A 26,233-nucleotide genomic window follows, 5' to 3' on the forward strand; every position below is an offset into this window, starting at 1 on the left:
TCAGATGTGTGCTCTTTCGATCTCACCCACGACACCCGCCCCGCCACCCCGCGCCCCACCCCCACCCCCACCCCCACCCCCGAGCCGGCGACGAAGTCGCCCGACAAGCAGAGGATGATAGGCAGGTGAGTTCCAAGCCCGATTTGCGCGCCGCGACCGTCCGCCGGCTCGAGAAGTCCGCCGGCGCACTGGCCGGCGCCGCCCTGGCGAGGATGGACGAGGCGCTCCCCTGGTACCGGAACATGCCCGCCGACAACCGCTCTTGGATCGGCCTGGTCGCGCAGGCCGGCATCTCCGCGTTCACCGAGTGGTTCCGGCATCCGGAGACCCCGCAGAAGGTGAGCGCCGACGTGTTCGGCACCGCGCCGCGCGAACTGACCCGCACCATCACCCTGCCGCACACCGTGGAGTTGATCCGCACCACGATCGAGGTGGTCGAGGCCGAGATCGCCACCCTGGCCGCGCCCGGCTACGAGCAGGCGCTGCGCGAGGCGCTGCTGTTGTACTCCCGGGAGATCGCCTTCGCGACCGCGCAGGTGTACGCGCACGCCGCCGAGACGCGCGGCGCGTGGGATGCCCGACTGGAGGCGTTGGTCGTGCACTCGCTGCTGCGCGGCGAGGCCGACGAGGGCATCCTCTCCCGCGCCTCGGCCCTGGGCTGGGGCTCGCCGGACTCGGTCATGGTCGTGGTGGGCAACGCCCCGGACGCGGACACCCAGGCGGTCGTGGACGGCATCCATCGGGCCGGCCGACACGCCCGACTGAACGTGCTCACCGGCGTCCAGGGCGAGCGGCTCGTGGTGATCCTGGGCGGCACCGACGACCCGATCCGGGCCACCCGTTCGCTGATCGGCCAGTTCGGCCCGGGCCCGGTGGTGGTCGGCCCCGAGGTACCGGATCTGCTGGCCGCCGTCCGCTCCGCGCAGGCCGCGATGTCCGGACACCGCGCGTGCGTCGCGTGGCCGGACGCCCCGCGCCCGGTGTCCGCCGACGATCTCCTGCCCGAGCGCGCGCTCGCGGGCGATGAGGAGGCCAGGGACCAGTTGGTGGAGGAGATCTACATACCTCTGCACGCGGCCGGCTCCGCGCTGCTGGAGACACTCTCCGTGTACCTGGAGCAGGCGGCGAGTCTCGAGGGGGCCGCCCGGATGCTCTTCGTACACCCGAATACCGTGCGCTACCGGCTGCGACGTGTCGTTGACGTTACCGGACTCGTACCGACCGAGACGCGTTCCGCGTTCACCCTCCAGGTCTCGCTGATCCTCGGCCGGCTCGCCGCAATCGAGAGCTAGCCCGAACACCATTTGTAGGAAACCCACAAAGTCGCCATCGGATCTTCGTCCCTGCCGATAAGGGGCTCACACCCCTGGCAGGAGAGAGGCTTGACCTCGTGCTCGTACTCGTCGCTCCCGGACAGGGTGCCCAGACGCCCGGATTCCTCGCCCCTTGGCTCGACCTCGATGGTGTGGCCGATCGGCTGCGCTGGTGGTCCGCCGTCACGGGCCTCGACCTGATCCATTACGGCACCAAGGCCGACGCGGACGAGATCCGGGACACGGCGGTGGCCCAGCCGCTGCTCGTCGCCTCGGGTCTGGTGGCCGCCCTCGCGCTCTTCCCGCACCCCTCCGACGCCTATCGCGTGGTCGGCGCCGCCGCCGGTCACAGCGTCGGCGAGCTGACCGCCGCCGCCGGCACCGGGGTGATCACCGCCGAGTCGGCGATGACCCTCGTCCGCGAGCGCGGCAAGGCCATGGCCGCCGCGGCCGCCGTGACGCAGACCGGCATGAGCGCGGTGCTCGGCGGCACCCCGGAGGCGGTGCTCGCCAAGATCGCCGAGCACGGCCTGACCCCGGCGAACATGAACGGCGCGGGCCAGATCGTCGCGGCCGGCACCCTGGAGCAGCTCGCCGCGTTCGCCGCCGACCCGCCGGAGCGGGCGAAGGTGCGACCGCTCGCGGTGGCCGGCGCCTTCCACACCGAGCACATGGCGTCCGCGGTGAGCCGGCTCGCCGAGTTGGTCCCGGGTGTGACCGTGCGCGACCCGCGCACGCCGTTCATCTCCAACTCCGACGGCGCCGTGCTGCACGACGGCCGCGACGTGGTCAAGCGGCTGGTCACCCAGGTCTCCAACCCGGTGCGCTGGGACCTGTGCATGGAGACCATGAAGGACCTGGGCGTCACCGGGCTGATCGAGGTGGCCCCGGCCGGCACCCTGACCGGTCTGGCCAAGCGCGCCCTGCCGGACGTGGAGAGGGTCGCGCTCAAGACCCCGGACGACCTGGAGGCGGCCCGCAAGCTGGTCGAGCGGCACGGCAGCCCCAGCACGATCGACGCCTCGCCCACGTGGCGCCTGGTGGTCGCGCCGTTCAAGGGCATCGTCGAACTCACCGACGTCAAGGCGGGCGACTCGCTGATGCCCGGCTCCCGCGTCGCCACGGTGCGCTCGCACCGTGACGAGCAGACCATCACCGTCCCGCACGGCGGCACCGTGGTCGAGTGGCTCGTCGAGGACGGCGACCCGGTCGCGCCCGGCATGCCGCTGCTGCGCATCCACCCGCAGAGCTCGCTGTGACGTACGTCGTGACAGTCGCTCCGCACCCGGCCGCGAACCCACCCGGCCTCGAACCCGTACGGGAGGACCACGCGTGACCGCTACCATCACCCCCCGCGCCGGTGCCGCGCACGCGCGCATCCTCGGCGTCGGCGGTTACCGCCCGGCTCGGATCGTGCCCAACTCCGAGCTGGTGGACCGGATCGACTCGTCCGACGAGTGGATCCAGAGCCGGTCCGGGATCAAGACCCGGCGCTGGGCCTCCCCCGAGGAGACCGTCGCCGAGATGTCCATCGCGGCGGCCGGCAAGGCCCTCGCGCACGCCGGCCTGGACGCCTCGCAGGTGGGCTGCGTGATCGTCTCGACGGTCACCCACCTCAAGCAGACCCCGGCCATCGCGACCGAGATCGCGCACCGCCTGGGCGCGGGCGGCGGGCGGGCGGCGGCGTTCGACGTCTCCGCGGCCTGCGCGGGCTTCTGCTACGGCGTCTCGTTGGGCAGCGACATGGTCCGCGGCGGCAGCGCCGAGTACGTCCTGGTGATCGGGGTCGAGCGACTCAGCGACCTGACCAACCTGTCGGACCGCGGCACCGCGTTCATCTTCGGCGACGGCGCGGGCGCCGTCGTGATCGGTCCCTCGGCCACGCCGGGCATCGGCCCGGTCGTGTGGGGTTCGGACGGTGCGCAGTCCGAGGCGATCACCCAGACCGTCGACTGGAACGACCTGCGCGAGGATCGCGAACAGGAATTCCCCACGCTCAAGATGGAGGGCCAGAAGGTCTTCCGCTGGGCCGTGTGGGAGATGGCCAAGGTCTGCGAGCAGGCCTTGGACGCCGCCGGGATCAAGGCCGAGGACCTGGACGCGTTCATCCCGCACCAGGCCAACATGCGGATCACCGATGCCATGATCAAGGCACTGAAGCTGCCCGCCGAAGTGCCGGTCGCCCGCGACATCGCCGAGAACGGCAACACCTCCGCCGCGTCCATCCCGCTCGCGATGGAGCGCATGCTCGAAAGCGGCGAAGCGGTCAGCGGAGGCACCGCCCTGATCATGGGATTCGGGGCCGGCCTCGTCTACGCGGGGCAGGTCATTACGCTTCCGTAGTCCCCCGTCGGTCGCCGCCGACCGGACGAGCAACATCAGCAGTACCCGTCACCGCAGAAGATTCGAATCAAGGAGCAACATGGCTGCCAGCCAGGAGCAGGTCCTCGAGGGCCTCGCCGACATCGTCAACGAGATCGCCGGCGTCCCGCAGGACGAGGTCGAGCTGGACAAGTCCTTCATCGACGACCTGGACGTGGACTCGCTGTCGATGGTCGAGGTCGTCGTGGCGGCCGAGGAGAAGTTCGAGGTCAAGATCCCGGACGACGACGTCAAGGGCCTCAAGACCGTCCGCGACGCGGTGGACTACATCGTCAAGGCCGCCGCCTAGGTCGAAAGCAGCGCCGGCCGTACCCCGGGCCGGACCCGCACCCGCGAGTCCGGCCCGGGCGGTCGCAGCACCACCGGCACCGGCACCCCAGCCGCCGGATCGCCCGAAACAACAGCGTGGGAGTGAGAAGACAGTGAAGTCGACCGAGCGCAACGACGCCGCGCGAACCGTGGTCGTCACCGGTCTGGGCGCGACCACGCCGGTCGGCGGGGATGTCGCGAGCACGTGGTCCGCGCTGCTCGCGGGCACGTCCGGCGCGCGGGCGCTGACCGAGGAATGGGCCGCGCAGTTGTCGGTCACCTTCGCCGCGCGCATCGCGGTCGAGCCGCTGGAGGTCATGCCGAAGGTCGAGGCGCGTCGCCTGGACCGCTCCGGCCAGTTCGCGATGATCGCCGCGCGCGAGGCCTGGCTGGACGCCGGCTACGCGGCGAAGAACACCGCGCCCGAGGACGCCCCGGACGCGCTCGTCGTGGACCCGATCCGCCTCGGTGTGGTCATCGCCTCCGGCATCGGCGGCGTCACCACCCTGCTCGACGCGTGGGACATCTTCAACGACAAGGGTCCGCGTCGCGTGGGCCCGCTCACCGTCCCGATGCTCATGCCCAACAGCCCGGCCGCCAACGTCGGCATCGAGTTGGGCGCGCGAGCGGGTGTGCACACTCCCGTCAGCGCGTGCGCCTCGGGCGCCGAGGCGGTCGCCTACGGCCTGGAGATGATCCGCTCGGGCCGCGCCGACGTGGTGGTCTGCGGCGGTACCGAGGCCGCGATCCACCCGCTGCCGATGGCCGCCTTCGCGAACATGATGGCGATGTCCAAGCGCAACGACGAGCCGCAGCGCGCGTCGCGCCCGTACGACAAAGGTCGCGACGGCTTCGTGATGGGCGAGGGCGCGGGCGTCCTGGTCCTGGAGAGCGCCGAGCACGCGGCGGCCCGCGGGGCCCGCGTGTACGCCGAGGTCGCGGGCGCCGGACTCAGCTCCGACGGCCACCACATCGCCCAGCCCGAGCCGACCGGCCGCGACATCGCCCGCGCGATGGCACTGGCCCTGGAGGACGGCGGCCTCGCGCCGGAGGAGATCGTGCACGTCAACGCGCACGGCACCTCGACCCCGGCGGGCGACGTCACCGAACTCAGGGCGATCCGCGCCACGTTGGGCGACGCGGCGGCCGACAAGGTCACCGTCACCAGCACCAAGTCGATGACCGGGCACCTGCTCGGCGGCACCGGCGCGGTCGAGTCGGTCGCCACCGTGCTCGCCCTCTACCACCGCACGGCGCCGCCCACGATCAACGTGGACGACCTCGACGACGAGGTGGACCTGGACATCATCCGGGGCGAGCCGCGCACGCTGCCCGACGGCGACATCGCCGCGCTCAACAACTCGTTCGGCTTCGGCGGGCACAACGTCGTCGTCGCCTTCCGCCGGTTCGGGTGACCCCCGGGCTTCTCGCGCTCGTCCGCGACGCGCGCCGCCGGGCGGCACCATGCCCGACGCGCGCGACGCGGCGGGCAGGACGGACCGTATACACGTGACCGTGATGGACAACCGACCCGGTGGCAAGGCCGCATCCGCGCCCGCCGCCAGGCCCACCCGTCCGCACCGCGACGACGACCCGCGCAACCCGAGGCTGCGGCTGCGCAACCTGGTGGATCCGGGCTCGTACGAGGAGATCTCCGCCTACGAGACCACCTCCGGCACCCTCGCGTGCGTCGGCACGATCAACGGCGCCCGGGTGGTCGCCTACGCCTCGGACCCCACCGTCCAGGGTGGCGCGATGGGTGAAGAGGGCTGCGCCATCGTGGTCGAGGCGTACGAGCGGGCGATGGCCGAGCAGGCGCCGATCATCGCGCTGTTCCACTCCGGCGGCGCCCGACTCCAGGAGGGCGTGGCCAGCCTGCACGCGGTGGGCCGGATCTTCCACGCGATGACCATGGCCTCGGGCCGGATCCCGCAGATCTCGGTCGTGCTCGGCGCGGCCGCAGGCGGCGCGGCCTACGGACCCGCGCTGACCGACATCGTGATCCTGGCGCCCGAGGGCCGAATCTTCGTCACCGGCCCGGACGTGGTCCGCTCGGTCACCGGCGAGGACGTCGACGCGCTGCGCCTGGGCGGCCCCGAGCCGCACGGCCGACGCAGCGGTGTGGTGCACGTGGTCGCCGATTCCGAGCAGGACGCGATCGACCGGGCCCGCGGCCTGGCCGATCTGCTGGCCAACCAGGGCGAGATCGACCCGACCGGCCTGGACCGCCGCGAACTGGGCGCGCTGCTGCCCGAGTCCGCCAAGCGGGCCTACGACGTGCACCCGGTGGTCGAGGGCCTGCTGGACGAGCCCGGCCAGGAACTGCACCCCAAGTGGGCGCCGAACATCGTCACCACGCTCGGCCGGCTCGGCGGGCGCACCGTGGGCCTGGTCGCGAACAACCCGCTGCGCCTGGGTGGTTGCCTGGACTCGGCGTCGGCCGAGAAGGCGTCCCGCTTCGTACGCATGTGCGACGCGTTCGGGGTGCCGCTCGTGGTGGTCGTGGACGTGCCCGGCTACCTGCCCGGCGTGGGCCAGGAGTGGGACGGCGTGGTGCGCCGCGGCGCGAAGCTGCTGCACGCGTTCGGCGAGTGCGTCGTGCCGCGCGTGACGATGGTCACGCGCAAGGCGTACGGCGGCGCGTACATCGCGATGAACTCGCGCTCGCTGGGGGCGACCCGGGTACTGGCCTGGCCGACCGCCGAGGTCGCGGTGATGGGCGCGGTCGCCGCCGTGCGCATCCTGCACCGACGCCGGCTCGCCGAAGTCCCGGACGAACTGAAGCCGCAGGTGGAGCTGGAGCTGGCGGCCGAGCACGAGAAGGTCGCCGGAGGTCTGGAGCGGGCGATCGAACTCGGCGTCGTGGACGAGGTGATCGACCCGGACGAGAGCCGGATCGCGATCGCGAAGGCGATCGCCGCCGCGCCGCGCACCCGCGGCGCGCACGGCAACATCCCGCTGTAGGTCCGAAGGCGGAGACGCGTGGGGCCCTTCCGGATGATTCGGAAGGGCCCCACGCGTCGGTATGTCTATACGTATGTCTTCTCCCCGGCTGCTCCGGCCGCCGCCCCGGGTCCACCGCCCGGGCTCAGACCACCTGGTGCAGCCAGCGCACCGGCGTGCCCTCCCCCGCGTAGCGGAAGGGCTCCAGTTCGTCGTCCCACGGCTTGCCGAGCAGCTTCTCCACCTCGGAGCGCAGATCGACCTCGCCGCGGGCGGCCCGACCCAGAACCGCGCGCAGCCGATCCTCGGGGATCAGGATGTCGCCGTGCGCCCCCGTGACGGCGTGGAAGATGCCGAGATCGGGGGTGTTGCTGTAGCGCTCCCCCTCGGCGTTGGCCGAGGGTTCCTCGGTGGCCTCGAAGCGCAGCAGGTGCCACCCGCGCAGCGCCGAGGCAAGGCGCGACGCGGTACCGGGCGCGCCCTGCCAGGACAGCTCGGCCCGCAACATACCGGGCGCCACCGGCTGGCGGACCCAGTCAAGACTCACGCGCACGCCAAGAACGCCCGCTGCGGCCCACTCGACGTGCGGGCACAGCGCACGCGGCGCGGAGTGCACGTACAGAACTCCACGTGTCGTCACCGGGACCTCCAGGCTTCAAGGACGAGGTTCGCCTTCCCCAGCGGCCTCAACCCTTGTCTCGGACTGCCTGTTCGAATCCCGGTCTTCCATTGTGCCCCACAGACCACGGATGTACCACAGGCACCAGTTGCTGTCCGTAATCACATGTGGGCAATTGTCCGATGTGAAGGAACAATTCGTTACTCACCGTCTCGGAATGGTGAGCCACTGCACTCAACGTGCCCGGCCGTCGACAACGCCACTCCCGGCTTTGTCGGCCTTCACACGAAGGAGTGACGTACCGTCGATGGACATCGTCGTGTCGATGCTAGGGGTCGGGAGGGGCGGCGTGGGCGGGAAACGACGAGTAGGGGTGGTCACCGCGACGATGGTCGCGACGCTGTTGGCAGTGTCCTCGTGCAACGACTCGGGTGGCGGCGACGCCGCCGCCCCGGCCGCGGTCGGCGGTAAGCCGGCGGCCGAGCCGAGCGGAAGGCAAACCGGGAAACCGGGCAACCCGACCTCGGCCGAACAGCCCAACGGGAAGGCGATCACCCCGACACCGGACGCGCCGGCGACCGCGACCGCACCACCCCGACCGCGCTCGATGGCGGCCCTGGGCGACTCGATCACGCGCGGCTTCGACACGTGCTCACCGCTCCAGGACTGCCCGGAGAAGTCGTGGGCCACCGGCACCTCGGCCGACGTGAACAGTCACGCCAAGCGGCTGGGACTGCCCGCGGACGCCGTCTTCAACAACGCCGAGACCGGTGCCCGGATGTCGGATCTGGCCGGCCAGGCCCGCAAGGCGGTCCAGGAGCGGGCCGAGTACGTCACGATCCTGATGGGCGCCAACGACGCGTGCCGGCGCTCCGAGGCCGAGATGACCTCGCCGGGCACGTTCGAGAGCCAGTTCCGCGACGCGCTGGACGTACTGCGCGAGGGGCTGCCGCGCACGCGCGTCCTGGTGGTCAGCGTGCCGGACCTGGGTCGCATGTGGGAGACCGGTCACGACGAGATGATGGCCCGCGCGGTGTGGTCGATGGCGAACGTGTGCCAGTCGATGCTGGAGGATCCGCAATCGGCCAAGCCCGCCGCACTGGACCGCCGGCAGCGGGTGCGCGACCGGGTGACCGCCTTCAACGCCAAGCTGCGCGAGGTGTGTTCGACCTGGTCCAACTGCCGCTACGACGGCGGTGTGGTGAACACCCAGCGGTTCGGGAAGAACGACGTCAGCCACTGGGACTGGTTCCACCCGAGCGTGGCGGGTCAGCGCACGCTGGCCGAGGTCACGTCACGCCAGGGATATACATGGGGATAGCCCGTACGAGTGATTTCCCTCCCGGAATCCCCGGTGGGCCCGCTAAGCTCTCACTCGACTACGGAAAAGAGTCGCTCGACGACACACAGCGACGAAGCCAAGCGGCGAAAGCTTACGATCGAGACATACGACGTGGGACACGCACAGCGAGACGCCGACCTGAACGGGTGGGGCGGGTGGGACTCGAACCCACGGCCAAGGGATTATGAGTCCCCTGCTCTAACCAGCTGAGCTACCGCCCCCGTGCCGTCCGCTGCCGGACAGCCTGACGCAGCATAACCGGTCAGGCGCGACCAACGCTTGGGGGGATCCTCACGAGCGTTGTCTCATCCTGCCCGAAAGTGTTCGCATCCCATCGCTCGATCGGGTCGAGGCCGCGTGCGCCGCATCGCACCGTCGGGTCCGGGCCGCCCTTGCCCGCCGGTCGTTTACGACGCGCCGCGCGCGGTCACTCGGGTGATCCCGGTCATCGTTGGAGTTCGTGCGAGGAGAGAACCACCATGCGCGCTGTCGCCGTGAACGAGTTCGGAGGCGACCCGAAGGTCGTCGACGTCTCGAAACCCACCCCCGCCAGGGGTGAGCTGTTGGTCGAGGTCGCGGCGGCGGCCGTCAACCCGTTCGACTGGAAGGTCGCGGACGGCATGCTCGCCGAGTCGATGAAGCACGCGTTCCCGCTCGTGCTCGGGGTGGACTTCGCGGGCACGGTCGTGGACGCGGGTTCGGACGCGGTCCGGTTCTCGGTCGGCGACAAGGTGTTCGGCTCGGCGCTGCGCGCGCCGGTCGGCGCGGTCGGCGCGTACGCCGAGTTCCTGACCGTGCCCTCGACCGGTCTGATCGCCTCCGCCGCCGATCTGGACCCGGCCCAGGCCGCCACGCTGCCCACCGCCGCGGGCACCGCGCTGGGCCTGCTGGAGGCCGGTGGCGTGCGCGCCGATCAGACCCTCCTGTTGGTCGGCGCGGCAGGCGGCGTCGGAACCTTCCTGACCCAGCTCGCGGCGGCGCGCGACGTCCGGGTGCTCGCGGTGACCCGGGGCGTCGGCGCGTCGAAGATGGGCGCGCTCGGCGCCGCCCAGACCTACGACGCGACCGGCGGGATCGTCGCGGACAAGGTGCGCTCGGACTATCCCGACGGCGTGGACGCGCTGGTCGACCTGGTCTCCGACGCGACCGACTTCGCCGCCTACGCCCGGCTGATCCGGGACGGTGGAGTGGCGCTGACCACCCAGTTCGCGGCCGACGCGCGGGAGTTGGCCGAGCGCGGGATCGAGGCGATCAACCACGACCAGAAGTCCACCGCGGAGTTGTACGACCGGCTCGCCGACGAACTTCGCGGACACCGGATCACCGTGCCGATCGAGGCCCGCCTGCCGCTGAGCGACGCTCCCACCGCCATCGCCCGCAGCCGCCTCGGCGGCGCCCGGGGCAAGACGGTGATCATCCCGTAGTCCCGGCGGGGCGCCTCCCGCCGACCTCGCCCGACCGCCGCCCGACCCGCGCCCGCGCGCCCGGGCGGCGGTCGGGAGCGCCGGCGCCGCGCCGTCCCGGCCGGCCCCGAGGGTCGGTGCCCGGGTCACGCCACCAGTGGCGCCAGTCGCGAACACAGCGTCGTCACGTGTGCGCGCGCCATCTCCTCGTCCATGCCGCTCAACGACGCGAAGAACCACACCGTCTCGATCGGCGTATCGGCCACGTACGCCCGGATCTCCCGGGCCGCGTCCTCGGGCGTCGCGTGCAGGAAGTGGCCCGGCGCGGCGGACAGTCCGCGCGCCCGCCACCGGTACGGGTCGATCGGACGCGGCGGTGCGGCGTCGGTGCCCTCGACCGCGTACCGGTGGTAGCCGTCCCACTGGTGCGCCAGGTGTCGGGAGACCACCGGCCAGTCCCGCTCGGGGTCCTCGGTGATCCATCCGTTCAGCAGCCCGGCCATCCGGGCGCCGGCCGGGTCGTGACCCGCCTCGCGCAGTCCATCCAGGTACGGGGCTGCCATCGCCGGATTCGCGGTCAGCAGCGATTCGCCCAGCAGCCCGGCCCGCCGCGCACCCTGCGGCCCCTGGTAGCCGAGCCAGATCCGCGGCCGGCGCTGGACCGGCCCCGGCGTGATCGTCCCGCTCTCCCACAGTCTGCGGATCTCGCGCGCGCTCGCGTCGGTGGCCGAGAACCGGGTCCCGATCAGGTCGGACCGGTCGAACAGGTCGTATTCGGGCTTCCGGTAACCGGTGCCGATGCCCAGTTCCAGCCGACCGCCGCTGACCAGGTCCACGATCGCCGCCTCCTCGGCCAGGTGCGCCGGGTGCCGCAGCGGCGCGATCGTGACGCCGGTGCCGATCCGGGCCCGCTTCGTGCGGGCGGCGATCGCGGCGGCCAGGGTGAGCGGCTGGCTGAGGTAGCCGTCGTCGAAGCCGTGATGCTCGGTGGTCCAGATCGAGTGCACTCCGAGCCGGTCCGCCTCCTCGCACAACTCCAGCGTGAACGCGTACAACCGGGACCAGTCCTGCCGCCACTCGACCGGGTTGCGCAGGTCCAGGTAGATGCCGACGTCGACCATGCGACCGCTCCCCACGGGTGGGTGCCGAACGCGCGGACCCGGGGCATCGTCCCGGCCGGGCATCTGACACGGTGATATCTGACTGACCGTCAGCTTACGGAGGCAGCATGTCGGACCCGATCACCACCCGGCTCGATCGCCTGGAGGCGCACGAGCAGATCCGCCAACTCGCCGCCCGCTACGCGCTCGCCCTGGACGGTCGGGACGTGCCGGCGCTGGCCGCGCTGTTCGTGGACGACGTGCGCACGGGTGACGGCGGGGTCGGCCGGGACGCCCTGGCCCGGTGGTTCGACCCGGTGCTGCGCCCGTACGGGATCACCTTTCACCTGATCGGGAACCACGTGATCGACCTGGTGGACCAGGACCACGCCACGGGCGTCGTGTACTGCCGCCCGGAGCACGAGGTGGGCGACCTGTGGGTGGTGATGCCGATGATCTACCGGGACCGCTACGAACGGCGGGACGGGCGGTGGTACTTCCGCAGCCGCAAGCCGAGCGTCTTCTACGCGGCCGACGTGCTGGAGCACCCGTTGGCCGTGCCCGACCGCTTCCACTTCCCGAACAACCCGATGATCACCGAGGCGGAGCTGCCCCAGGCGTGGGCGTCGTGGCGCGAGTTCTGGGCCCGCACCGGGAGCGAGTAGCCCGGCCGGGCAACGCGGAAGCGCCCACCAGGTGAACCTGGTGGGCGCTTCCGGTGGCTCCCGCAATTGGACTCGAACCAATAACCTGCCGGTTAACAGCCGGCTGCTCTGCCAATTGAGCTATGCGGGATTGCGTCGGACCGTTCGGCGGTCGCTGCGTGGAATACATTAGCGCATTCCGAGGGGTGGCCCGCACCAGGGTTTTTCCGGTAGGACCTCACAGGTTGCCTACGCACCGCGCCCGGGTAGGCGCTGACGTGCACGGGCGGGACACACGACCGCGGAGGACACCATGATCAACAAGCTCACCTTCGTCACCGGCCTCGCCATCGGCTACGTGCTGGGGGCGAAGGCCGGGCGTGAGCGGTACGAGCAGATCCGGAAATTGTCCGGCACGGTGGCGGGCAGCCCGCCCGCCCAGAAGGCCGGGCACGCGGCGGCCGAACTCGGCCGCGGGGCCGGCGTCAAGGCCGGTCGGGCGATCGGCGAGCACCTGCCCGAGCGGGTGGGTCGGCACCTGCCGGACCGGTTCGGCCGGCACGGCACGAACGGCACGTCGGTGACGCCGCCGCGCTACGGACAGGGGCTGTAGTACCCGTAGGCGCCCGATGCGGGCAAGCACCCGCGTCGCCGCAGTACCCGCGGCACCCGCGACGGCCGGTGGCATCGGTCGGGCGGGGCCGCGGATCGGGCCTGTCCGGCGCCGGCCGACCATCCGTCGGTCGGCGCCCCGGCCGATCACCCCCTGCGGTGGCGCCCACCCGCGTCCGCACCCTCGCGCGGCGGCGCCACCGCGCCCGGGTGCAGCCGATCACGCACCTCGCGATACTGCGCCCGGACCGCGTCGCCGAGCGCCAGTTCCTCCTCGCCCGGTTCCGGGAACACACCCACCCCCGAGGGCCACGCCGGGAGCACGCCGAACAGCGCCCACGCGGCCTGCCGGGCCGCGCCCTGGGCCACGTAGCGCCCGGCGAGCGCCGCCGCGGGCACCGCGGTCGGCAACCCGAGCAGCGCCGGCGCGATCGTGGCCACCGCGGCCGAGCGCGCGCCCGGGCCGACCAGAATCACCCGATCCACCGCCACGTCCCGATCACGCAGCACGTCCAGCGCGTCCGAGATGCCGCACAACATGCCCTCCACCGACGCCCGGGCGAGCGACGCCGGCGTCATGCTCTCCCGGCGCAGCCCGGTCAGCGTGCCCGCCGCGTGCGGCAGGTCGGGGATCTGCTCGCCTTCGAGGTAGGGCAGCAGCACCAGTCCGGCGGCGCCCGGGGTGGACTCCAGCGCGACCCGGTCGAACTCCTCGGCGTCCAGTCCCAGCATCGACGCGGTGCCGCGCAGCACCCGGGCCGCGTTGAGGGTGCGCACCAGTGGCAGGTATCGCCCGGTGGCGTCCGCGTAGGAAGCGACCACCCCGGTCGGGTCGGCCACCGACACCGGGTGCGGTGCGAAGGCGGTGCCGGTGGTGCCGATGGCCACCACCACGTCGCCGTCGGACAGCCCCGCGCCCAGCGCCAGGGCCGCCTCGGCGCCGGTGCCGGCGGAGACCAGCACGCCTTCGGGGGTGCGCCCGGCGGCGCCGCCCGGCGGCAGCACGAGCGGCGTGCGCGGGACCCGGCCGATGGCCAGGTGCAACAGGTCCTCACGCCACTCGCCGGTGGTGGCGTAGTAGCCGGTCGTCGAGGCGTCCGCGCGGTCGGTGACCGGCTCCGGCGGGCAGCCGAGCAGTTGCCAGGTGACCCAGTCGTGCGGGAGCAGGACGGAGGCGATCCGGGTGACCGCGTCGGGTTCGAACCGGGCGAATCGCCGCAGTTGGGCGATCGCCGACGACGAACCGGGCACCGATCCGGTCGCGACCGTCCACGCCCCCGGCCCGCCCAGCGCGTCCACGAGGTCCGCGGCGGCCCCGGAGGCCCCGAGGTCGTCCCCGGGCAGCGGATGCCCGAGTACCACGCCCTGCGCGTCCAGCGGGACGGCGCCGTGGTTCTGGGCGGCCACCCCGATCGCCGCCACGCCGTCGAGGAGGCCGCCCGCCGCGGCCTCGCCGAAGGCCCGCAGCCACGCGCCGGGCGTGGTCGCGGCGCCCTCGGCGTACGCGGCGCGCCCCTGGCGCAGGGGCGTACCGCTCGCGGCGTCGCAGACGAGGATGCGCAACTGGCGCGCTGAGCAGTGCACCCCGGCGACGAGGGTGGGTGTCGGGCTTGTCGGCATGGGCGAATTCTGACAGCAGACGAACCTCGGAACAGTAGGGATCAGTCGAGATAGCCTCGCAGTTGCTCCGAGTACGACCGTTCGCGAAGTCGGGACAGTGTGCGCGACTCGATCTGGCGTATTCGCTCACGGGTCACCCCGAAGACCCGGCCGATCTCCTCCAGGGTGTGCGGTTCGCCGTCGGCGAGCCCGTAGCGCAGTTGCACCACCTGGCGTTCCCGGTCGCCCAGGGTGGACAGCAGCGCCTCCAGGTGCTCGCGCAGCATCAGGTATGCCGCGGCCTCGGCCGGGGAGGTCGCGTCGGTGTCCTCGACGATGTCGCCCAGGAGCACCTCGTCCTCGCCGACGGGTGTGTGCAACGACACCGGCTCCTGGGCCAGCCGCAGGATCTCGGTGACCCGCTCGGCGGTCAGGTCGAGGACCTCGCCGACGTCCTCCGCGGTGGGCTCCTCGCCGCGCTCCTGCAACAGCCGGCGCTGCACCCGGATGACCCGGTTGATCAACTCGACCACGTGCACCGGGACCCGGATGGTCCGGGCCTGGTCGGCCAGCGCCCGGCTCATCGCCTGGCGAATCCACCAGGTCGCGTAGGTGGAGAACTTGTAGCCGCGGGTGTAGTCGAACTTCTCCACCGCCCGGATCAGGCCCAGGTTGCCCTCCTGGACCAGGTCGAGCAGGCCCAGGCCGCGGCCGACATAGCGTTTGGCGATGGAGACCACCAGGCGCAGGTTGGCCTCGATCAGGCGGCGTTTGGCCCGCTCGCCGTCGCGGACCAGGGTGGCCAGCGCGTCGCGGGCGGCGGGGTCGGCGGGCGGGTCGTCGAGCAGGCGTTCCTCGGCGAACAGGCCGGCCTCGACCCGGCGTGCCAGATCGACCTCGTCCGCGGCGCTCAGCAACGGCACTCGGCCGATCTCGCGCAGGTACTGGCGCAGCAGGTCGGCGGACGAGCCGCCGGACTCGGCCGGCCGCGGAGTGTCGTCCGACTCGGCGTCGGTGTCCGCTCCCGCGGTCTGCTCGGCCGTGTGCGACACGGCGGCCGCGGTCGGTGCGGGTGCCGCGTCCGGCACGGGTGGCGCGGTTCCTGGGGTGGCGTGCTGGGTGAGGACGGTGGCCGGGCCCGGTTCAGGCTCATCCGTCCGATCCGTGTGGGCGGGGTCGCCGCCGGGCGTTTTCCCCCGTCTGGTGTGCCGATGCACCTTCCCCAGTCTGCTGTACGAGGGGGCCTGTAGCCGAGAGCCAGGCGCGGAAATCTCGCCCGGCGCACGGGCGATCGCGGCGATCGACGTGGCGTGCCGGCCCCGCCGGGGCGGTTTCGGGCCGGCGGGCGGGCGAATCAGCCGCCGGGGGCGTACAGCGCCTCGGCGCCTCGGTCGACCAGCGCGCGCTTGTACGTCTCCAGCGTGGTCAGTTCCTGCCAGACCAGCGCGTACGCGTCGGCGTCGCGGACCGGATCGATGCGCAGCAGGCGGGACTTGGCGTCCGCGATCCGGCGTTCGGCGGAGAACACCCGCAGTCGGACCAGGTTGCCGTCGGCGTAGGCGCGGTCCGGTTCGGCGGTGCGGTGCAGGCTCTCCACCGCCAACTCGGTGACCATGTGCCGGATGGTGTCGTCGGGTGCGGCGGCGCGCACCTCGGCGACCCAGTTCGGGGTCGGCGCGAGGTCGCAGGAGACGCCGCCGGCGGCCGCGATCGCGGCCCGGACGGCCGCGTACGACGGGGCGGTGAACTCGTCGGCCTCGTAGTGGTCGAACGCCGGGGCCACCAGCTCGGGAGCCTGTAGCGCGAGCTTGAGCACCTCGCGCTGCACGGCCTGACACATGTCTCGCGGGTCCGGCCGGAAGCCGGCGGGTCGTTGCGGGGTCTGGGCCGGTCGGCCGGACTGCGGGGGCGCCTGGCCCGGGCCCGTGCCGCGTTCGCCGCGCGCGGCGCGCTCGCGCTGCCACCGGTTGATCTGGGCGACCCGGCCGACCACGAACCGCTCGTCCAGGAAGCCGAGCATCGAGTCGAGCCGGACCGCGTAGGTGTGCCGCAGGGCCTGGTCCTTGATGCCCGCGATGACCGGCGCGGCGGCGTCCAGCGCGGCCACCCGGCCCTCGGCGGTGGACAGGTCGTGGCCCTCGATCCGGCTCTTGATGGCGAACTCGAAGAGTGGGACGCGCGCGTCGATCAGGCCGAGCACGGCCTCGTCGCCCTTCTCCAGGCGCAGGTCGCACGGATCCAGACCGCCCGGCTCGACCGCGACGAAGGTGCGGGTGACGAACTTCTGGTCCTCCTCGAACGCGCGCAGCGCGGCCTTTTGGCCCGCCGCGTCGCCGTCGAAGGTGAAGATCACCTCGCCGCGGAACTCGCCGGAGTCCATCAGCAGCCGGCGCAGCACCTTGATGTGCTCGTCGCCGAAGGACGTGCCGCATGTGGCGATCGCGGTTCCGGCGCCGGCGAGGTGGCAGGCCATCACGTCGGTGTAGCCCTCGACGATGACCGCCCGGCCGGACTTGGCGATCTCCTTCTTGGCCAGGTCGAGTCCGTAGAGCACCTGGGACTTCTTGTAGATCGGCGTCTCGGGGGTGTTCAGGTATTTGGGACCGTTGTCGTCGTCGTAGAGCTTGCGCGCTCCGAAGCCGATCACGTCGCCGGTGATGTCGCGGATCGGCCAGATCAGCCGGCCCCGGAAGCGGTCCATCGGACCGTTGCGACCCTCGCTGGCCAGGCCACCCTCCAGCATCTCCTGCGGGGTGAAGCCCTTGCCGCGCAGGAATCGCACCAGGTTCTCCCAGCCCTTGGGCGCGTACCCGAGCGAGAAGTGTTCGGCGGCGTCCTGTTCGAAGCCGCGGTCGGCGAGGAAGCGGCGGGCGGTCTCCGCCTCGGGGCCGGCGAGTTGGTCGGCGAACCAGCGCGCGGCGATCTTGTGTGCCTCGACCAGGCGGGTGCGCCGACCCTGCTGACGGCCGGGGGTGTAGCCCCCCTCCTCGTAGCGAAGCTCGATGCCGTACTGCTGCGCGAGTCGCTCCACGGTCTCCGAGAACGTGGTGTGGTCCAGGCGCATGACGAAGTCGAGCACGTCGCCGCCCTCGCCGCAGCCGAAGCAGTACCAGAGGTTCTTCGCCGGGCTGACCTGGAAGGACGGGGACTTCTCGTCGTGGAAGGGGCACAGCCCCTTGAAGTTTCCTCCGCCCGCGTTGCGGAGTTGCAGGTGTTGTTCGGCGATCTCCGCGATGCGTGCCGTCTCGCGGACCCGCCTGACGTCTTCCTCACGGATACGGCCGGCCACGATCGTCGAGTCTACGGGTCGACCGGACGGGCGTGGGCGGCGACCGGCGCGGTCACCGCGCGCTCAGCGCCGCGTGCAGGGTGATCGCGGCGCGGTCGGTGAGCGAGGCCACCTGGTCGATCACCACGCGCAGCCGGGCCGCGTCGTCTGCGGCCTCGACCCAGTCCTCGCGCAGCGACGCGTCCAGGCTCTCCGGCGCGTCGGCGGACAGCAGTTCGACCAGTTCGGTGAGCACCGCGCGCTGTCGTTCGCGCAGCCGCTCGGCACCCTCGCGGGCCATCACGTAGCGCGCGGTGACCGCCTTGAGCACCGCGCATTCGAGCCGGATCGCGCGCGGGACGATCAGGTCGGCGGCGTAGCGGGTGACCGGCTCGGTGCCGTACAACTCGCGCGTGGCGTGCTCGGCGGCCAGGCAGAAGCGGCCGATCAGGCCGCTGGTGGCGTTCTTGAGCCGGGCCTGGGCTCGGCGCGAGCCGTCGTAGCCCGCCGGCCAGAAGTCGAGCGCGAGCAGCCGGTCCAGCGCCTCGCCGAGTTCGTCGGCCTCGCAGTCGGGGCGGTAGCGGCGCACGGTGAGGTCGAGCAACTCGCGCCGCTCGCCCGGGTCGCGCAGCCGGACCAGGTCCAGTCGATGCGACTGGACCGCGTCCTCGAGGTCGTGCACCGAGTAGGCGACGTCGTCCGACCAGTCCATCACCTGGGCCTCCAGGCAGCGGCGGCTCGGGTCGGCGTCCCCGCGTACCCAGTCAAACACGGCGCGGTCGTCGTCGTAGGCGCCGTAGGAGTGGGTGTCCGAGCGGCGCGGCCACGGGTACTTGAGCACCGCGTCCAGTCCAGCGCGGGTCAGGTTCAGACCCACGCTGCGGCCGTCGGGGCCGAACGTCTTGGGTTCGAGCCGGGTGAGCAGGCGCAGGCTCTGCGCGTTGCCCTCGAAGCCGCCGCAACTCTTGGCCGCCTCGTCCAGGGCGCGCTCGCCGTTGTGCCCGAACGGCGGGTGGCCCAGGTCGTGCGCCAGGCACGCGGTCTCCACCAGGTCGGGATCGCAGCCCAGCGCCTGGCCCAGCTCACGGCCGATCTGGGCGCATTCGAGCGAGTGCGTCAGCCGGGTCCGCGGGCTGTCCTGGCCCGCGGCGGCGGTCTCGCCGGGGACCACCACCTGGGTCTTGCCCGCGAGCCGGCGCAGCGCGGCCGAGTGCAGCACCCGGGCCCGATCGCGTTCGAACGCGGTGCGCCCGGGCCGCTTGTTGGGCTCGGGGACCCATCGGGCCAGGTCCTCGGGTTCGTAGTGACCGCGGATCGATCGATCCGCGGTCACCGGTCGTCCCGCTCGAGATGCCGCCGTGCGTGCCGATTTGCTGTCCACTTGTCCACATTAAGGAATCGCACCGACATCCGACGACGGCCGGACCGCGAACAACGCGCGAAACCTTCATCGCGCGTCGGACAACTTGCCGCGCAGTTGCAGCACCGCCTTGGTGTGGATCTGGCAGGTGCGGCTCTCGGTGACCCCGAGCACCTGGCCGATCTGGGACAGGGTCAGGCCCTCGAAGTAGTAGAGCGTCACCACGGTCTTCTCCCGTTCCGGCAGCGCGTTGACCGCCCGGGCGAGCAGGTGCCGCATCTCGCGGCTCTCGGCCACCTCGACCGGGTCGTCGGCGGTGGTGTCCTCCAGCGTGTCCACCAGGCTGAGCCGGTCGCCGCCGTCCTGGCCGGTGTGCAGGAGTTCGTCCAGGGCCATCACGTTGATCAGCGAGAGCTGGCTGAAGATCGCGTGCAGGTCCTCCAGCGCGATGCCCATCTCGCGGGCGACCTCGACCTCCGAGGGCGTGCGGTTGAGCTTGGCCTCCAGGCCCGCGTAGGCCAGTTCGACCGCGCGGGCCTTCTGCCGCACGGACCGGGGAATCCAGTCCAGCGCGCGCAGTTCGTCGATGATCGCGCCTCGGATGCGGCTGATCGCGTAGGTCTCGAACTTGATCGCGCGGTCGAGGTCGAACTTCTCGATCGCGTCGATCAGGCCGAACATCCCGTACGAGACGAAGTCGGCCTGGTCCACGTTGGCCGGAAGTCCGACGCCGACCCGCCCGGCGACGTACTTCACGAGCGGCGAGTAATTCAGGATGAGGCGTTCCCGCAGGGTGGGATCCCCCGAGCGCTTGAAGTCGCTCCAGAGGTTCTCGAGCGCGCGGTTGGAAGCGCCACCGTCCTCGACGGTGACGGCCGGTCCGTCCTGGGAGCCGGCCGCGGTGGCGCTCTTACGCCCTGGGGTTTGCTTGGGCATGCGTGGCCTTGTGTCGTTCCACGGAGACGTGCGTGCAAATCTGGGTATTCGCGAGCGTAGCGTGACCTGGCGAGTGCCGAGCGCTACGAAGATCGGGTCCTGCCCCGATCGGCCGGCTCACGGCGGTGCGGCCGAGGTCGCGCGGATCGTGGTGCGCGGTCTCGGGCGGGGTCGCGGGAGCGGCTGCCCGGCGCCTTCGCGGCTTCGGGCGGGGCGCACGCGGCCCGGGGGCGATCCGCCGGGCGGCGGGCCCCGCGATCGAGCCCGCGTGCCGCCGCCCACCGGCGGTGATCCACCGCCCGAGGGCGCGCGCGAGGCGCCGGTCCCGGGGCAGCGCGCGTGCCCGCCCGCGTGTGCCGGGCGGGTGCGCCATGGCGCACCCGGGGCCGGCGCCGAACGCGCCGGCCCGGACGGGCGCACCCGCCGCGCCGCGGCGCTGTCCGGGGGCCGGCGAATCCGCGAGGTCGTGGGCCGGTACGGGCGTGTCGTCGCACGTCGGGCCGGTACCGGTCGGGTACGCGCGTTCGAGCCGGCCGGTTGTGGCGGCGTGCCGGGCGCGCGGCCGGCGGGCGAGCCGGTGGGCCGGATCACGCTCCGTCCTTCGGGCGGGTCCGACCGGCGGCGGGGCGATCCGGTCGGGGCCGCTCTCCTCGGCCGCGCTCTCGTCGGTCACGGGGTATGGCACCTCCTCGATTGGGCCTCCCCTCACGGTGATGATCACTGCCGCCCCAGGTCAAGCACCGCCACGGCGACGCCACCCCTTCGAGGTGCGATCGACCAGTTCCCGGCCCGCCAGGACGTCGAGGTGGCGGCGGGTGGCGGCGGGCGCGACGCCGGCCTCGCGGGCGATCAGCGCCGTGGACAGCGTGTCGTGGATCGGCACGCTCTCCAGGATCCGACGCGTCTCGGGCGCCAGGTCGTCCCCCGGCCGGGTCGGACCGGCCAACACCGGTGCGAGGTCGTCGCCGATCAGCCCCACCTCCTCGATCACCTCGGCCGCCCGGGTCACCAGCACCGATCCCGGCTCGCGCAGCAGCGCGTGCACCCCGGCCGAACTCGGCGAGCCGATCGGCCCCGGCACGCCCATCACCCGGCGCCCCAGCCGCGCCGCCCGACGCGCGCTGATCAGCGCACCGCTGCGCAGCGCCGCCTCGACCACCACGGTGCCCCTGGTCAGCGCGGCGATCACCCGGTTGCGCTCGACGAAGCGGTACCGGGTCGGATGCGCGCCCGGCGGCAGCTCGGTGACCAGCGTGCCCTCCTCGGCGATCCGCGCGAGCAGCCGCTCGTGGCCGCGCGGATAGTTCACGTCGATCCCGCACGCGAGCACCGCGACGGTACGCCCGGCCACCACCAGCGCGCCCCGGTGCGCGGCGGCGTCCACGCCGTAGGCGCCGCCGGAGATCACCGTCCAGCCCGCCTCGGCCAGGTCGGCGGCCAGGGTCGCGGCCACGTGCGCGCCGTAGTCGGTGCACGCCCGCGCGCCCACGACCGCCACCGAGCGCAGCGCGGCGAGCCGCAGCGGTGCCGCGCCGCGGACCCACAGGCCCAGCGGCCGGGCGTCCCCGAGGTCGTCGAGCTGGCTGGGCCAGCCCGGATCGCCCGGAGCCACGAAGGCGCCGCCGAGCCCGGCGATCCGGGCCAGGTCCGCCCGCGGGTCGTGGCCGCCCAGCCGGACCCGGTAGCCCGCCGGATCCCGCCGGGCCAGCTCCACCGGCAGCGGTCCGGGCCCGCACAGGTCGCGCAGCAGCCGTGCGGCGCCGTGCACGCGCACCGCGCGGCCGAACGCCGCGTCACCCGGCTCCACCAGGCGGGTCAGCGCGGCCCGGGCCACCCGCTCGTCCTCGCCGTCCGCCGCGTCCGCGCCGACCGGGACCGCCGAGACCGCCTGGGCTGCCCGGGCTGCCTCGGCTCGGGCCGCCCGGACCGCCGGGTCCGCGTCGCCCCACGGCAGCGGGTCCGGCCCGGTCACCGGGCGGGCCCGTCGTCGCCGGCCGAGTCGCCCCGGACGATCCCGGTCCGCAGCTCCAGCGCCGCGTCCACGTCGTCCCGGCCCGGCCGCTCGTGCCCGCGCAGGTCGGCGACGGTCCAGGCGACCCGCAGGACCCGATCCAGGCCCCGGGCGGTGAGCAGGCCGCGCTCCATGTCCCGGGCGGCCCGGTCCAGCGCGTCCGGCTCGATGCTCCAGCGGGTGCGCAGCTCGCGTCCGGGCACCTCGGCGTTGACCGCCCACCCGGTCCCGGCCAGCCGCCACGCGGCCCGCTCCCGGGCCGCGAGCACCCGCGCGGCCACCACCTCGGACCGCTCCCCCGTCCCCTCCGGCGCGAACAGCTCGGCCCGGGAGACCGCGTCCACGGTCACCCGTACGTCGATCCGGTCCATCAGCGGCCCGGACAGCCGGGACAGATACTTGTGCCGCATCAGCACCGAGCACGTGCAGTCCAGGCCGCGCCCGGAGAACCGCCCGCACGGGCACGGGTTGGCGGCCATCACCAGCAGGAACCGCGCCGGGAAGCACAACATCCCGCCGCTGCGCGCCACGGTGACCGTGCCGGACTCCAGCGGCTGGCGCAGCGCGTCCAACACCCGCCCGCTGAACTCCGGGCTCTCGTCCAGAAAGAGCACGCCGCGATGGGCCAGGGACACCGCGCCCGGGCGCGGCAGGCCGTTGCCGCCGCCCACGATGGCGGGCATCGTGGCGCTGTGGTGCGGCGCGCAGAACGGCGGCACGGTCACCAGCGGCAGGTCCGGGCGCAGGGTGCCGGCGATCGAGTGCACCGCGCTGACCTCGAGCGAGGCCGGACCATCCAGCGCGGGCAGGATCCCGGGCAGCCGTTCGGCCAGCATCGTCTTGCCCGCTCCCGGGCTGCCGAGCAGGAACAGGTGGTGTCCGCCCGCCGCGCACACCTCCAGGGCCCGGCGGGCCCGGCCCTGTCCGGCGACGTCGGCCAGGTCGGCCGGCTGCGCACCGGCCGGCGCGGGACCGGCGGCCAGGGTGCCGACCACGGCCAACGGGTCCGGGCCAAGGCCGATGTCGGCCACCGCCCGCTCCTCGACCGGCACCGGCTCGCCCCGCAGCAGCGCGAGCAGGTGCCGCAGCGAGGTCACCCCGCACACGGTGATCCCGGGCACCAATTCGGCCTCGCAGGCCACCACGGCGGGCACCACGACCCGCCCGCAGCCGGCCGCGGCGGCGGCCATCACCGCCGGCAGCACCCCGCGCACCGGCCGCAGGCGCCCGTCCAGGCCCAGTTCGCCGACCATCACCAGGTCCTCGATCGCGCGGGGGTCGAGCACGCCCGCCGCGGCCAGCACGGCGGCCGCGATCGGCAGGTCGAACCCGGAGCCGGTCTTGGGCACGGTCGCGGGCGACAGGCCCACCGTGAGCCGCCGCTGCGGCCACTCCTCACCGCTGTTGACGAGCGCGGCGCGGACCCGCTCCTTCGACTCCACCAGGGTCTTGTCGGGCAGGCCGCAACCTGTTCTTAGAAGTGTGTTACTACTCAGATGACGAGCGACCGCATATATAGGTGTCCAGCCATCAACGTGGCCAAGATCGGGACCCAGCAACGAATCAACCTAGGTAAGCCTGGGCCGAGACCTGAACCGGTGTTGGCCCGGTGCTAGCTCTCCGGGGCCTGGGGGTGCGGGTCGCTACGATGGCGCGGACGGCGGATTTGGCGCGCGATGGGTAGGGGTGAGTGACCGATGGGCGACTGGGACATCACTTACAGCACGACGGTTGACTACCCGACACGGCATACGGCCCGACTGGCGTTCGACACCGAACCGGGCTACGGGCCCAGCATCGGCCAGATGCAGAACGCCCTTCGAACTCTGGTGTCTCTCCCGGCTGACGCTGAGCCTCTGTACGACGGTGGGCCCATGGTCGACATCGCCATTCACGATGTTGTAGAGGTCGGGGGGTGACCTCAGAGGCGGCGCCGGGCGTCGTCCAATCGTTGCGAGTAGTACGCCTGGTCACGGGGGAAGTCGGATAGTTCGGCGACGCCTTCCTGAAGTGCTCCCACGGCTGTGGACCAGTCGCGCGCGGCGTATGCGGCGTCGCCCACCAGTAGCTTTGCCCGCAACGGGTCAAGCCAGTAGAGCCACCCTGGGCGTTCCTCGGCGTCCGGAGCGCGAAGGGCCAACCCGTAGGCGTGCTCGGACAGTCTCCGGGACGCGTCCCGATCGCCGAGTGCGGCGGATGCAAGAGCGCCCGCGTGCGCTGCGATGGCTTCGGCGGCCGGAGACAGAGGGCCTGAGCCCCGTTGCGCTACCTCTGCGATTCTCAATGCTCGGTGCGGGTCGCCGTGCTGGAGAGTGTAGAGAGCCCGAACGCGGGCTACCCAAGACGTCATGTCGGCTGATCCTGCGTCAATGGCCCATCCGTGTGCCAGGTTCAGCCACTGAAGTGCAGGGCCCTTGCGGCCCTCCTGCTGTGCAACCCAGGACAGCCAATGCGCATGTTCTGCGCAGAGGACCAACAGCCTATCGGCGACGTCCCGGGAGGCATCGGGTAGAAGCTGAGTGACGGTGTTCAGTTGCGACCGGACTACAACCCAGAGGTCGGTGCCGCCTACCTGATCCTCGGTTCGGCGCTGCTCAGCAAGCACATGCGCTATCCAGTCGGCCGAGGCAGTGTCAAGACGGCTTGTGCGCTGGGCATGTGAAATGCGGTCGCTTAGCTCAGCGTTGGGGCTCCACTCCAGGGAATCCCCCGGTTCGGGTAACCCTGTCAACTCGCTCGGCACGGCTAACCCCTCCGAAATGCGACTGATGACGTCAACGGATGTAACGTGCCGTCTGCCCCGCTCGATCGTGGATACGTGCGACTGGGGCATGCCGATAAGGACCCCAAGCCTCTCTTGCGAGACTCCGGCAAGGCTTCGGTACCGGCGGAAGATGACGGCCCAATCGCGTGCGGCCCATGCGGCGCGCAAGCGGCCGTCTGCCCATGGTCCCTGCTGTCTCATGGGACGACCATACGGCGGTTGTATACAGCCTGTGTATGGGATCCGGGCAGTCCAACCGCAACCCTCAACGCATGGGCAGAACGCAGATTGGGCGGGCGGGCCTGCGGCACGTGATCACGCGGGTTCAGCCGGATGAACGCGACCGGGAACGGACTGTTCCCGGCTGGTCGGAAGCGGATGGCCGGTTAAGTCCCGGGGAACGCTGGCTCGGAGCCGTGCTGAGCGGTCCAGGATGGGATCCCGTGTGGATCCGGGAACGCACTTGGGAGTCGCATCCGGCGGAAGTGAAGCGGGCTCGGGCGTTGACCTGGGCGGCCATGGCGGACTGGAATCTTCTCGAACTGACCGATGAGGCCATACTCTGCGCATCCGAGTTGGCGACGAACGCCGTGGTGCACGCGTTCATGCCGGACCAACAGGGCTGGTTGGGGCGCACGTTCACGATGCGCTTGTCGTTCTGGCCCATGCGCGCGGTGGCGATCGAGATCCGGGATGCGGATCCGCGTCCGCCCGTGATGCCCGATCGACGGGTATTACAACCGTATTTGTCGGAACCGCATCTGATGGGTGGCTCGCTGCGCGGCCTGCGGATAGTCGAAGCCGTTTCGGACCTGCTGTCGTGGGGGCCGCTGGGCATGGGGGGAAAGACGGTGTGGTGCCGCTTCGACCTGGCACCTCGTGGGCTGGCAAGGCCGTTCACGATGACCGGAAATCCTGCTGACAGCCCCTGAGTCGGCGGGGCCGCTCGCTCCGTTCCTGCGGCCCCCTTCGAACTCCCTCGGAGGAGACTCCTTCTCTTGTCCGCCTCCGTGGGTTCCTGCTGTAGGGAAGGCGTGTCGACAGCGTCTCCTCTCCCGTGACGGCAGGAGGCGGCGCGCGGACCGGCAGCGCCGCGCGCCGCTCCGATCCCCCGGGTGGCGTCTTGCAGATCGAGTGCAAGGCGCCACCCGGACAACCGCATAGCTCAGTCCGGACCACCCCGTGCCTTGGAGGGAAAGGGGTGGTCCGGTTGGGGCCCTGACGAACCCCGGTGCCGATGGTACCGGGGTCGTCGCGCTGCGTGCTGGCGTGACGGTCCGTCAGGGACCTTGTTCTGGGCTGGGGTTGAGGGAGGAGTCACGGTGAATCCGGATATGAGCGCGGGGGAGGCGGGTCACCCGGCCGGCGGCGGGGGCTTGGGCGACTGGGACCCCGGGGCGTCGTTGTGGTCGCCGGGGGTGGACTACCTGACGGCCTGGCGTGCCGCTGCTGCTTCGGCGAACCTGCTCAACGACGTGTTCGAGGCGCACGGGTTCTCGTCGGAGGATGCTCGGGCGGTCGCGGTGTCGTTGGCGGACGGCTCGGCGACGGTGGATGTCCGGCTGTCGGTGGCCGGGGCCCGGGTGGTGTCCGGTGCGCTGCGGCGGGTGTCCGGGCGCGCGGCGTAA

Annotated in this window: 22 protein-coding genes, 2 tRNA genes and 1 pseudogene; 12 read left to right on the plus strand and 13 right to left on the minus strand. The window is 72.2% G+C overall.

Annotated features, from left to right (window positions below):
- The first annotated feature begins 125 nt into the window (after nt 1-125).
- The 6 genes from ACZ4FV_RS16925 (at nt 126) to ACZ4FV_RS16950 (ending at nt 6,968) form a co-directional block, all read left to right on the plus strand.
- Complete coding sequence (locus ACZ4FV_RS16925) at nt 126-1,292, plus strand: PucR family transcriptional regulator (RefSeq protein ID WP_395872725.1); 1,167 nt, start codon at nt 126-128, stop codon at nt 1,290-1,292.
- Nucleotides 1,293-1,390: 98 nt separating this feature from the next.
- On the plus strand, nt 1,391-2,572 hold the full coding sequence (locus tag ACZ4FV_RS16930) for an ACP S-malonyltransferase (RefSeq protein ID WP_395872723.1): 1,182 nt from the start codon (nt 1,391-1,393) through the stop codon (nt 2,570-2,572).
- Between the two features lie 73 nt (nt 2,573-2,645).
- The gene (locus ACZ4FV_RS16935; RefSeq protein ID WP_395872721.1) at nt 2,646-3,656 is read left to right on the plus strand and encodes a beta-ketoacyl-ACP synthase III; all 1,011 of its coding nucleotides are present in this window, start codon (nt 2,646-2,648) and stop codon (nt 3,654-3,656) included.
- 79 nt (nt 3,657-3,735) lie between these two features.
- Complete coding sequence (locus ACZ4FV_RS16940) at nt 3,736-3,984, plus strand: acyl carrier protein (protein WP_395872719.1); 249 nt, start codon at nt 3,736-3,738, stop codon at nt 3,982-3,984.
- Between the two features lie 133 nt (nt 3,985-4,117).
- Nucleotides 4,118-5,419 (plus strand): beta-ketoacyl-ACP synthase II, encoded by a 1,302-nt coding sequence (gene fabF, locus ACZ4FV_RS16945; protein WP_395872717.1) that lies wholly within the window; start codon nt 4,118-4,120, stop codon nt 5,417-5,419.
- A 103-nt stretch (nt 5,420-5,522) separates the two neighbouring features.
- Nucleotides 5,523-6,968 (plus strand): acyl-CoA carboxylase subunit beta, encoded by a 1,446-nt coding sequence (locus tag ACZ4FV_RS16950; RefSeq protein ID WP_402230871.1) that lies wholly within the window; start codon nt 5,523-5,525, stop codon nt 6,966-6,968.
- A gap of 124 nt (nt 6,969-7,092) precedes the next feature.
- Here the strand turns inward: ACZ4FV_RS16950 and ACZ4FV_RS16955 are convergent, their stop codons facing one another.
- Nucleotides 7,093-7,587 (minus strand): DUF3145 domain-containing protein, encoded by a 495-nt coding sequence (locus ACZ4FV_RS16955; protein WP_026218798.1) that lies wholly within the window; start codon nt 7,585-7,587, stop codon nt 7,093-7,095.
- Between the two features lie 328 nt (nt 7,588-7,915).
- On the opposite strand from ACZ4FV_RS16955, the gene ACZ4FV_RS16960 reads away from it, so the two are divergent.
- Entirely contained in the window at nt 7,916-8,887 is a 972-nt protein-coding gene (locus tag ACZ4FV_RS16960) for an SGNH/GDSL hydrolase family protein (RefSeq protein WP_395872715.1), read from the plus strand.
- A 168-nt stretch (nt 8,888-9,055) separates the two neighbouring features.
- On the opposite strand, the gene ACZ4FV_RS16965 is transcribed toward ACZ4FV_RS16960, so the two are convergent.
- Nucleotides 9,056-9,129 (minus strand) — tRNA-Ile (locus ACZ4FV_RS16965).
- Between the two features lie 258 nt (nt 9,130-9,387).
- On the opposite strand from ACZ4FV_RS16965, the gene ACZ4FV_RS16970 reads away from it, so the two are divergent.
- Nucleotides 9,388-10,332: an NADP-dependent oxidoreductase gene (locus ACZ4FV_RS16970; RefSeq protein WP_465322840.1), complete on the plus strand. Its 945-nt coding sequence runs from the start codon at nt 9,388-9,390 to the stop codon at nt 10,330-10,332.
- Between the two features lie 125 nt (nt 10,333-10,457).
- On the opposite strand, the gene ACZ4FV_RS16975 is transcribed toward ACZ4FV_RS16970, so the two are convergent.
- Nucleotides 10,458-11,432, minus strand: a complete 975-nt coding sequence (locus ACZ4FV_RS16975; protein WP_395872711.1) for an LLM class flavin-dependent oxidoreductase — start codon at nt 11,430-11,432, stop codon at nt 10,458-10,460.
- A 107-nt stretch (nt 11,433-11,539) separates the two neighbouring features.
- Between ACZ4FV_RS16975 and ACZ4FV_RS16980 the strand changes: the two genes are divergently transcribed.
- Entirely contained in the window at nt 11,540-12,076 is a 537-nt protein-coding gene (locus tag ACZ4FV_RS16980) for a nuclear transport factor 2 family protein (protein WP_395872709.1), read from the plus strand.
- 54 nt (nt 12,077-12,130) lie between these two features.
- Here ACZ4FV_RS16980 and ACZ4FV_RS16985 read toward each other — a convergent pair.
- Nucleotides 12,131-12,206 (minus strand) — tRNA-Asn (locus ACZ4FV_RS16985).
- Between the two features lie 162 nt (nt 12,207-12,368).
- Between ACZ4FV_RS16985 and ACZ4FV_RS16990 the strand changes: the two genes are divergently transcribed.
- The gene (locus tag ACZ4FV_RS16990; protein WP_395872707.1) at nt 12,369-12,668 is read left to right on the plus strand and encodes a YtxH domain-containing protein; all 300 of its coding nucleotides are present in this window, start codon (nt 12,369-12,371) and stop codon (nt 12,666-12,668) included.
- Between the two features lie 146 nt (nt 12,669-12,814).
- On the opposite strand, the gene ACZ4FV_RS16995 is transcribed toward ACZ4FV_RS16990, so the two are convergent.
- The 9 genes and pseudogenes from ACZ4FV_RS16995 to ACZ4FV_RS17035 form a co-directional block, all read right to left on the minus strand.
- The gene (locus ACZ4FV_RS16995; RefSeq protein ID WP_395872705.1) at nt 12,815-14,287 is read right to left on the minus strand and encodes an FGGY-family carbohydrate kinase; all 1,473 of its coding nucleotides are present in this window, start codon (nt 14,285-14,287) and stop codon (nt 12,815-12,817) included.
- Between the two features lie 41 nt (nt 14,288-14,328).
- Nucleotides 14,329-15,483: an RNA polymerase sigma factor gene (locus ACZ4FV_RS17000; RefSeq protein WP_395872704.1), complete on the minus strand. Its 1,155-nt coding sequence runs from the start codon at nt 15,481-15,483 to the stop codon at nt 14,329-14,331.
- Between the two features lie 137 nt (nt 15,484-15,620).
- On the minus strand, nt 15,621-17,555 hold the full coding sequence (dnaG, locus tag ACZ4FV_RS17005; RefSeq protein WP_395872702.1) for a DNA primase: 1,935 nt from the start codon (nt 17,553-17,555) through the stop codon (nt 15,621-15,623).
- Between the two features lie 52 nt (nt 17,556-17,607).
- Nucleotides 17,608-18,867, minus strand: coding sequence for a deoxyguanosinetriphosphate triphosphohydrolase (locus ACZ4FV_RS17010; RefSeq protein WP_402230815.1), 1,260 nt, complete (start codon nt 18,865-18,867; stop codon nt 17,608-17,610).
- A gap of 114 nt (nt 18,868-18,981) precedes the next feature.
- A complete protein-coding gene (gene whiG, locus ACZ4FV_RS17015) occupies nt 18,982-19,830 on the minus strand; it encodes an RNA polymerase sigma factor WhiG (protein WP_395872698.1) in 849 nt (282 codons plus the stop codon).
- 733 nt (nt 19,831-20,563) lie between these two features.
- Nucleotides 20,564-21,802: a DNA-processing protein DprA gene (dprA, locus tag ACZ4FV_RS17020; protein WP_465322841.1), complete on the minus strand. Its 1,239-nt coding sequence runs from the start codon at nt 21,800-21,802 to the stop codon at nt 20,564-20,566.
- The gene (locus ACZ4FV_RS17025) at nt 21,799-23,358 is read right to left on the minus strand and encodes a YifB family Mg chelatase-like AAA ATPase (protein WP_465322864.1); all 1,560 of its coding nucleotides are present in this window, start codon (nt 23,356-23,358) and stop codon (nt 21,799-21,801) included. Before ACZ4FV_RS17025 ends, dprA begins: the two co-directional genes overlap by 4 nt.
- 404 nt (nt 23,359-23,762) lie before the next feature.
- Nucleotides 23,763-23,921: a hypothetical protein gene (locus ACZ4FV_RS17030; RefSeq protein ID WP_465322866.1), complete on the minus strand. Its 159-nt coding sequence runs from the start codon at nt 23,919-23,921 to the stop codon at nt 23,763-23,765.
- Nucleotides 23,922-24,581: 660 nt separating this feature from the next.
- Nucleotides 24,582-24,806, minus strand: a pseudogene (locus ACZ4FV_RS17035) (helix-turn-helix domain-containing protein); the annotation flags it as partial.
- 71 nt (nt 24,807-24,877) lie between these two features.
- Here ACZ4FV_RS17035 and ACZ4FV_RS17040 point away from each other — a divergent pair.
- Both ACZ4FV_RS17040 and ACZ4FV_RS17045 read left to right on the plus strand, forming a co-directional pair.
- Entirely contained in the window at nt 24,878-25,537 is a 660-nt protein-coding gene (locus tag ACZ4FV_RS17040; RefSeq protein ID WP_465322842.1) for an ATP-binding protein, read from the plus strand.
- A gap of 390 nt (nt 25,538-25,927) precedes the next feature.
- A complete protein-coding gene (locus ACZ4FV_RS17045) occupies nt 25,928-26,233 on the plus strand; it encodes a hypothetical protein (protein WP_465322843.1) in 306 nt (101 codons plus the stop codon).

It is taken from the genome of Embleya sp. NPDC025285, assembly GCF_055558835.1.

Bases quoted from the DNA above. Each gene is read 5' to 3' on its own strand.
- ACZ4FV_RS16940 (WP_395872719.1), top strand. From the start codon at position 3,736: ATGGCTGCCAGCCAGGAGCAGGTCCTCGAGGGCCTCGCCGACATCGTC.
- ACZ4FV_RS16950 (WP_402230871.1), top strand. From the start codon at position 5,523: ATGGACAACCGACCCGGTGGCAAGGCCGCATCCGCGCCCGCCGCCAGG.
- ACZ4FV_RS16970 (WP_465322840.1), top strand. From the start codon at position 9,388: ATGCGCGCTGTCGCCGTGAACGAGTTCGGAGGCGACCCGAAGGTCGTC.
- ACZ4FV_RS16975 (WP_395872711.1), bottom strand. From the start codon at position 11,432: ATGGTCGACGTCGGCATCTACCTGGACCTGCGCAACCCGGTCGAGTGG.
- ACZ4FV_RS16980 (WP_395872709.1), top strand. From the start codon at position 11,540: ATGTCGGACCCGATCACCACCCGGCTCGATCGCCTGGAGGCGCACGAG.
- ACZ4FV_RS16990 (WP_395872707.1), top strand. From the start codon at position 12,369: ATGATCAACAAGCTCACCTTCGTCACCGGCCTCGCCATCGGCTACGTG.
- ACZ4FV_RS16995 (WP_395872705.1), bottom strand. From the start codon at position 14,287: ATGCCGACAAGCCCGACACCCACCCTCGTCGCCGGGGTGCACTGCTCA.
- whiG (WP_395872698.1), bottom strand. From the start codon at position 19,830: ATGCCCAAGCAAACCCCAGGGCGTAAGAGCGCCACCGCGGCCGGCTCC.
- ACZ4FV_RS17040 (WP_465322842.1), top strand. From the start codon at position 24,878: ATGGGCAGAACGCAGATTGGGCGGGCGGGCCTGCGGCACGTGATCACG.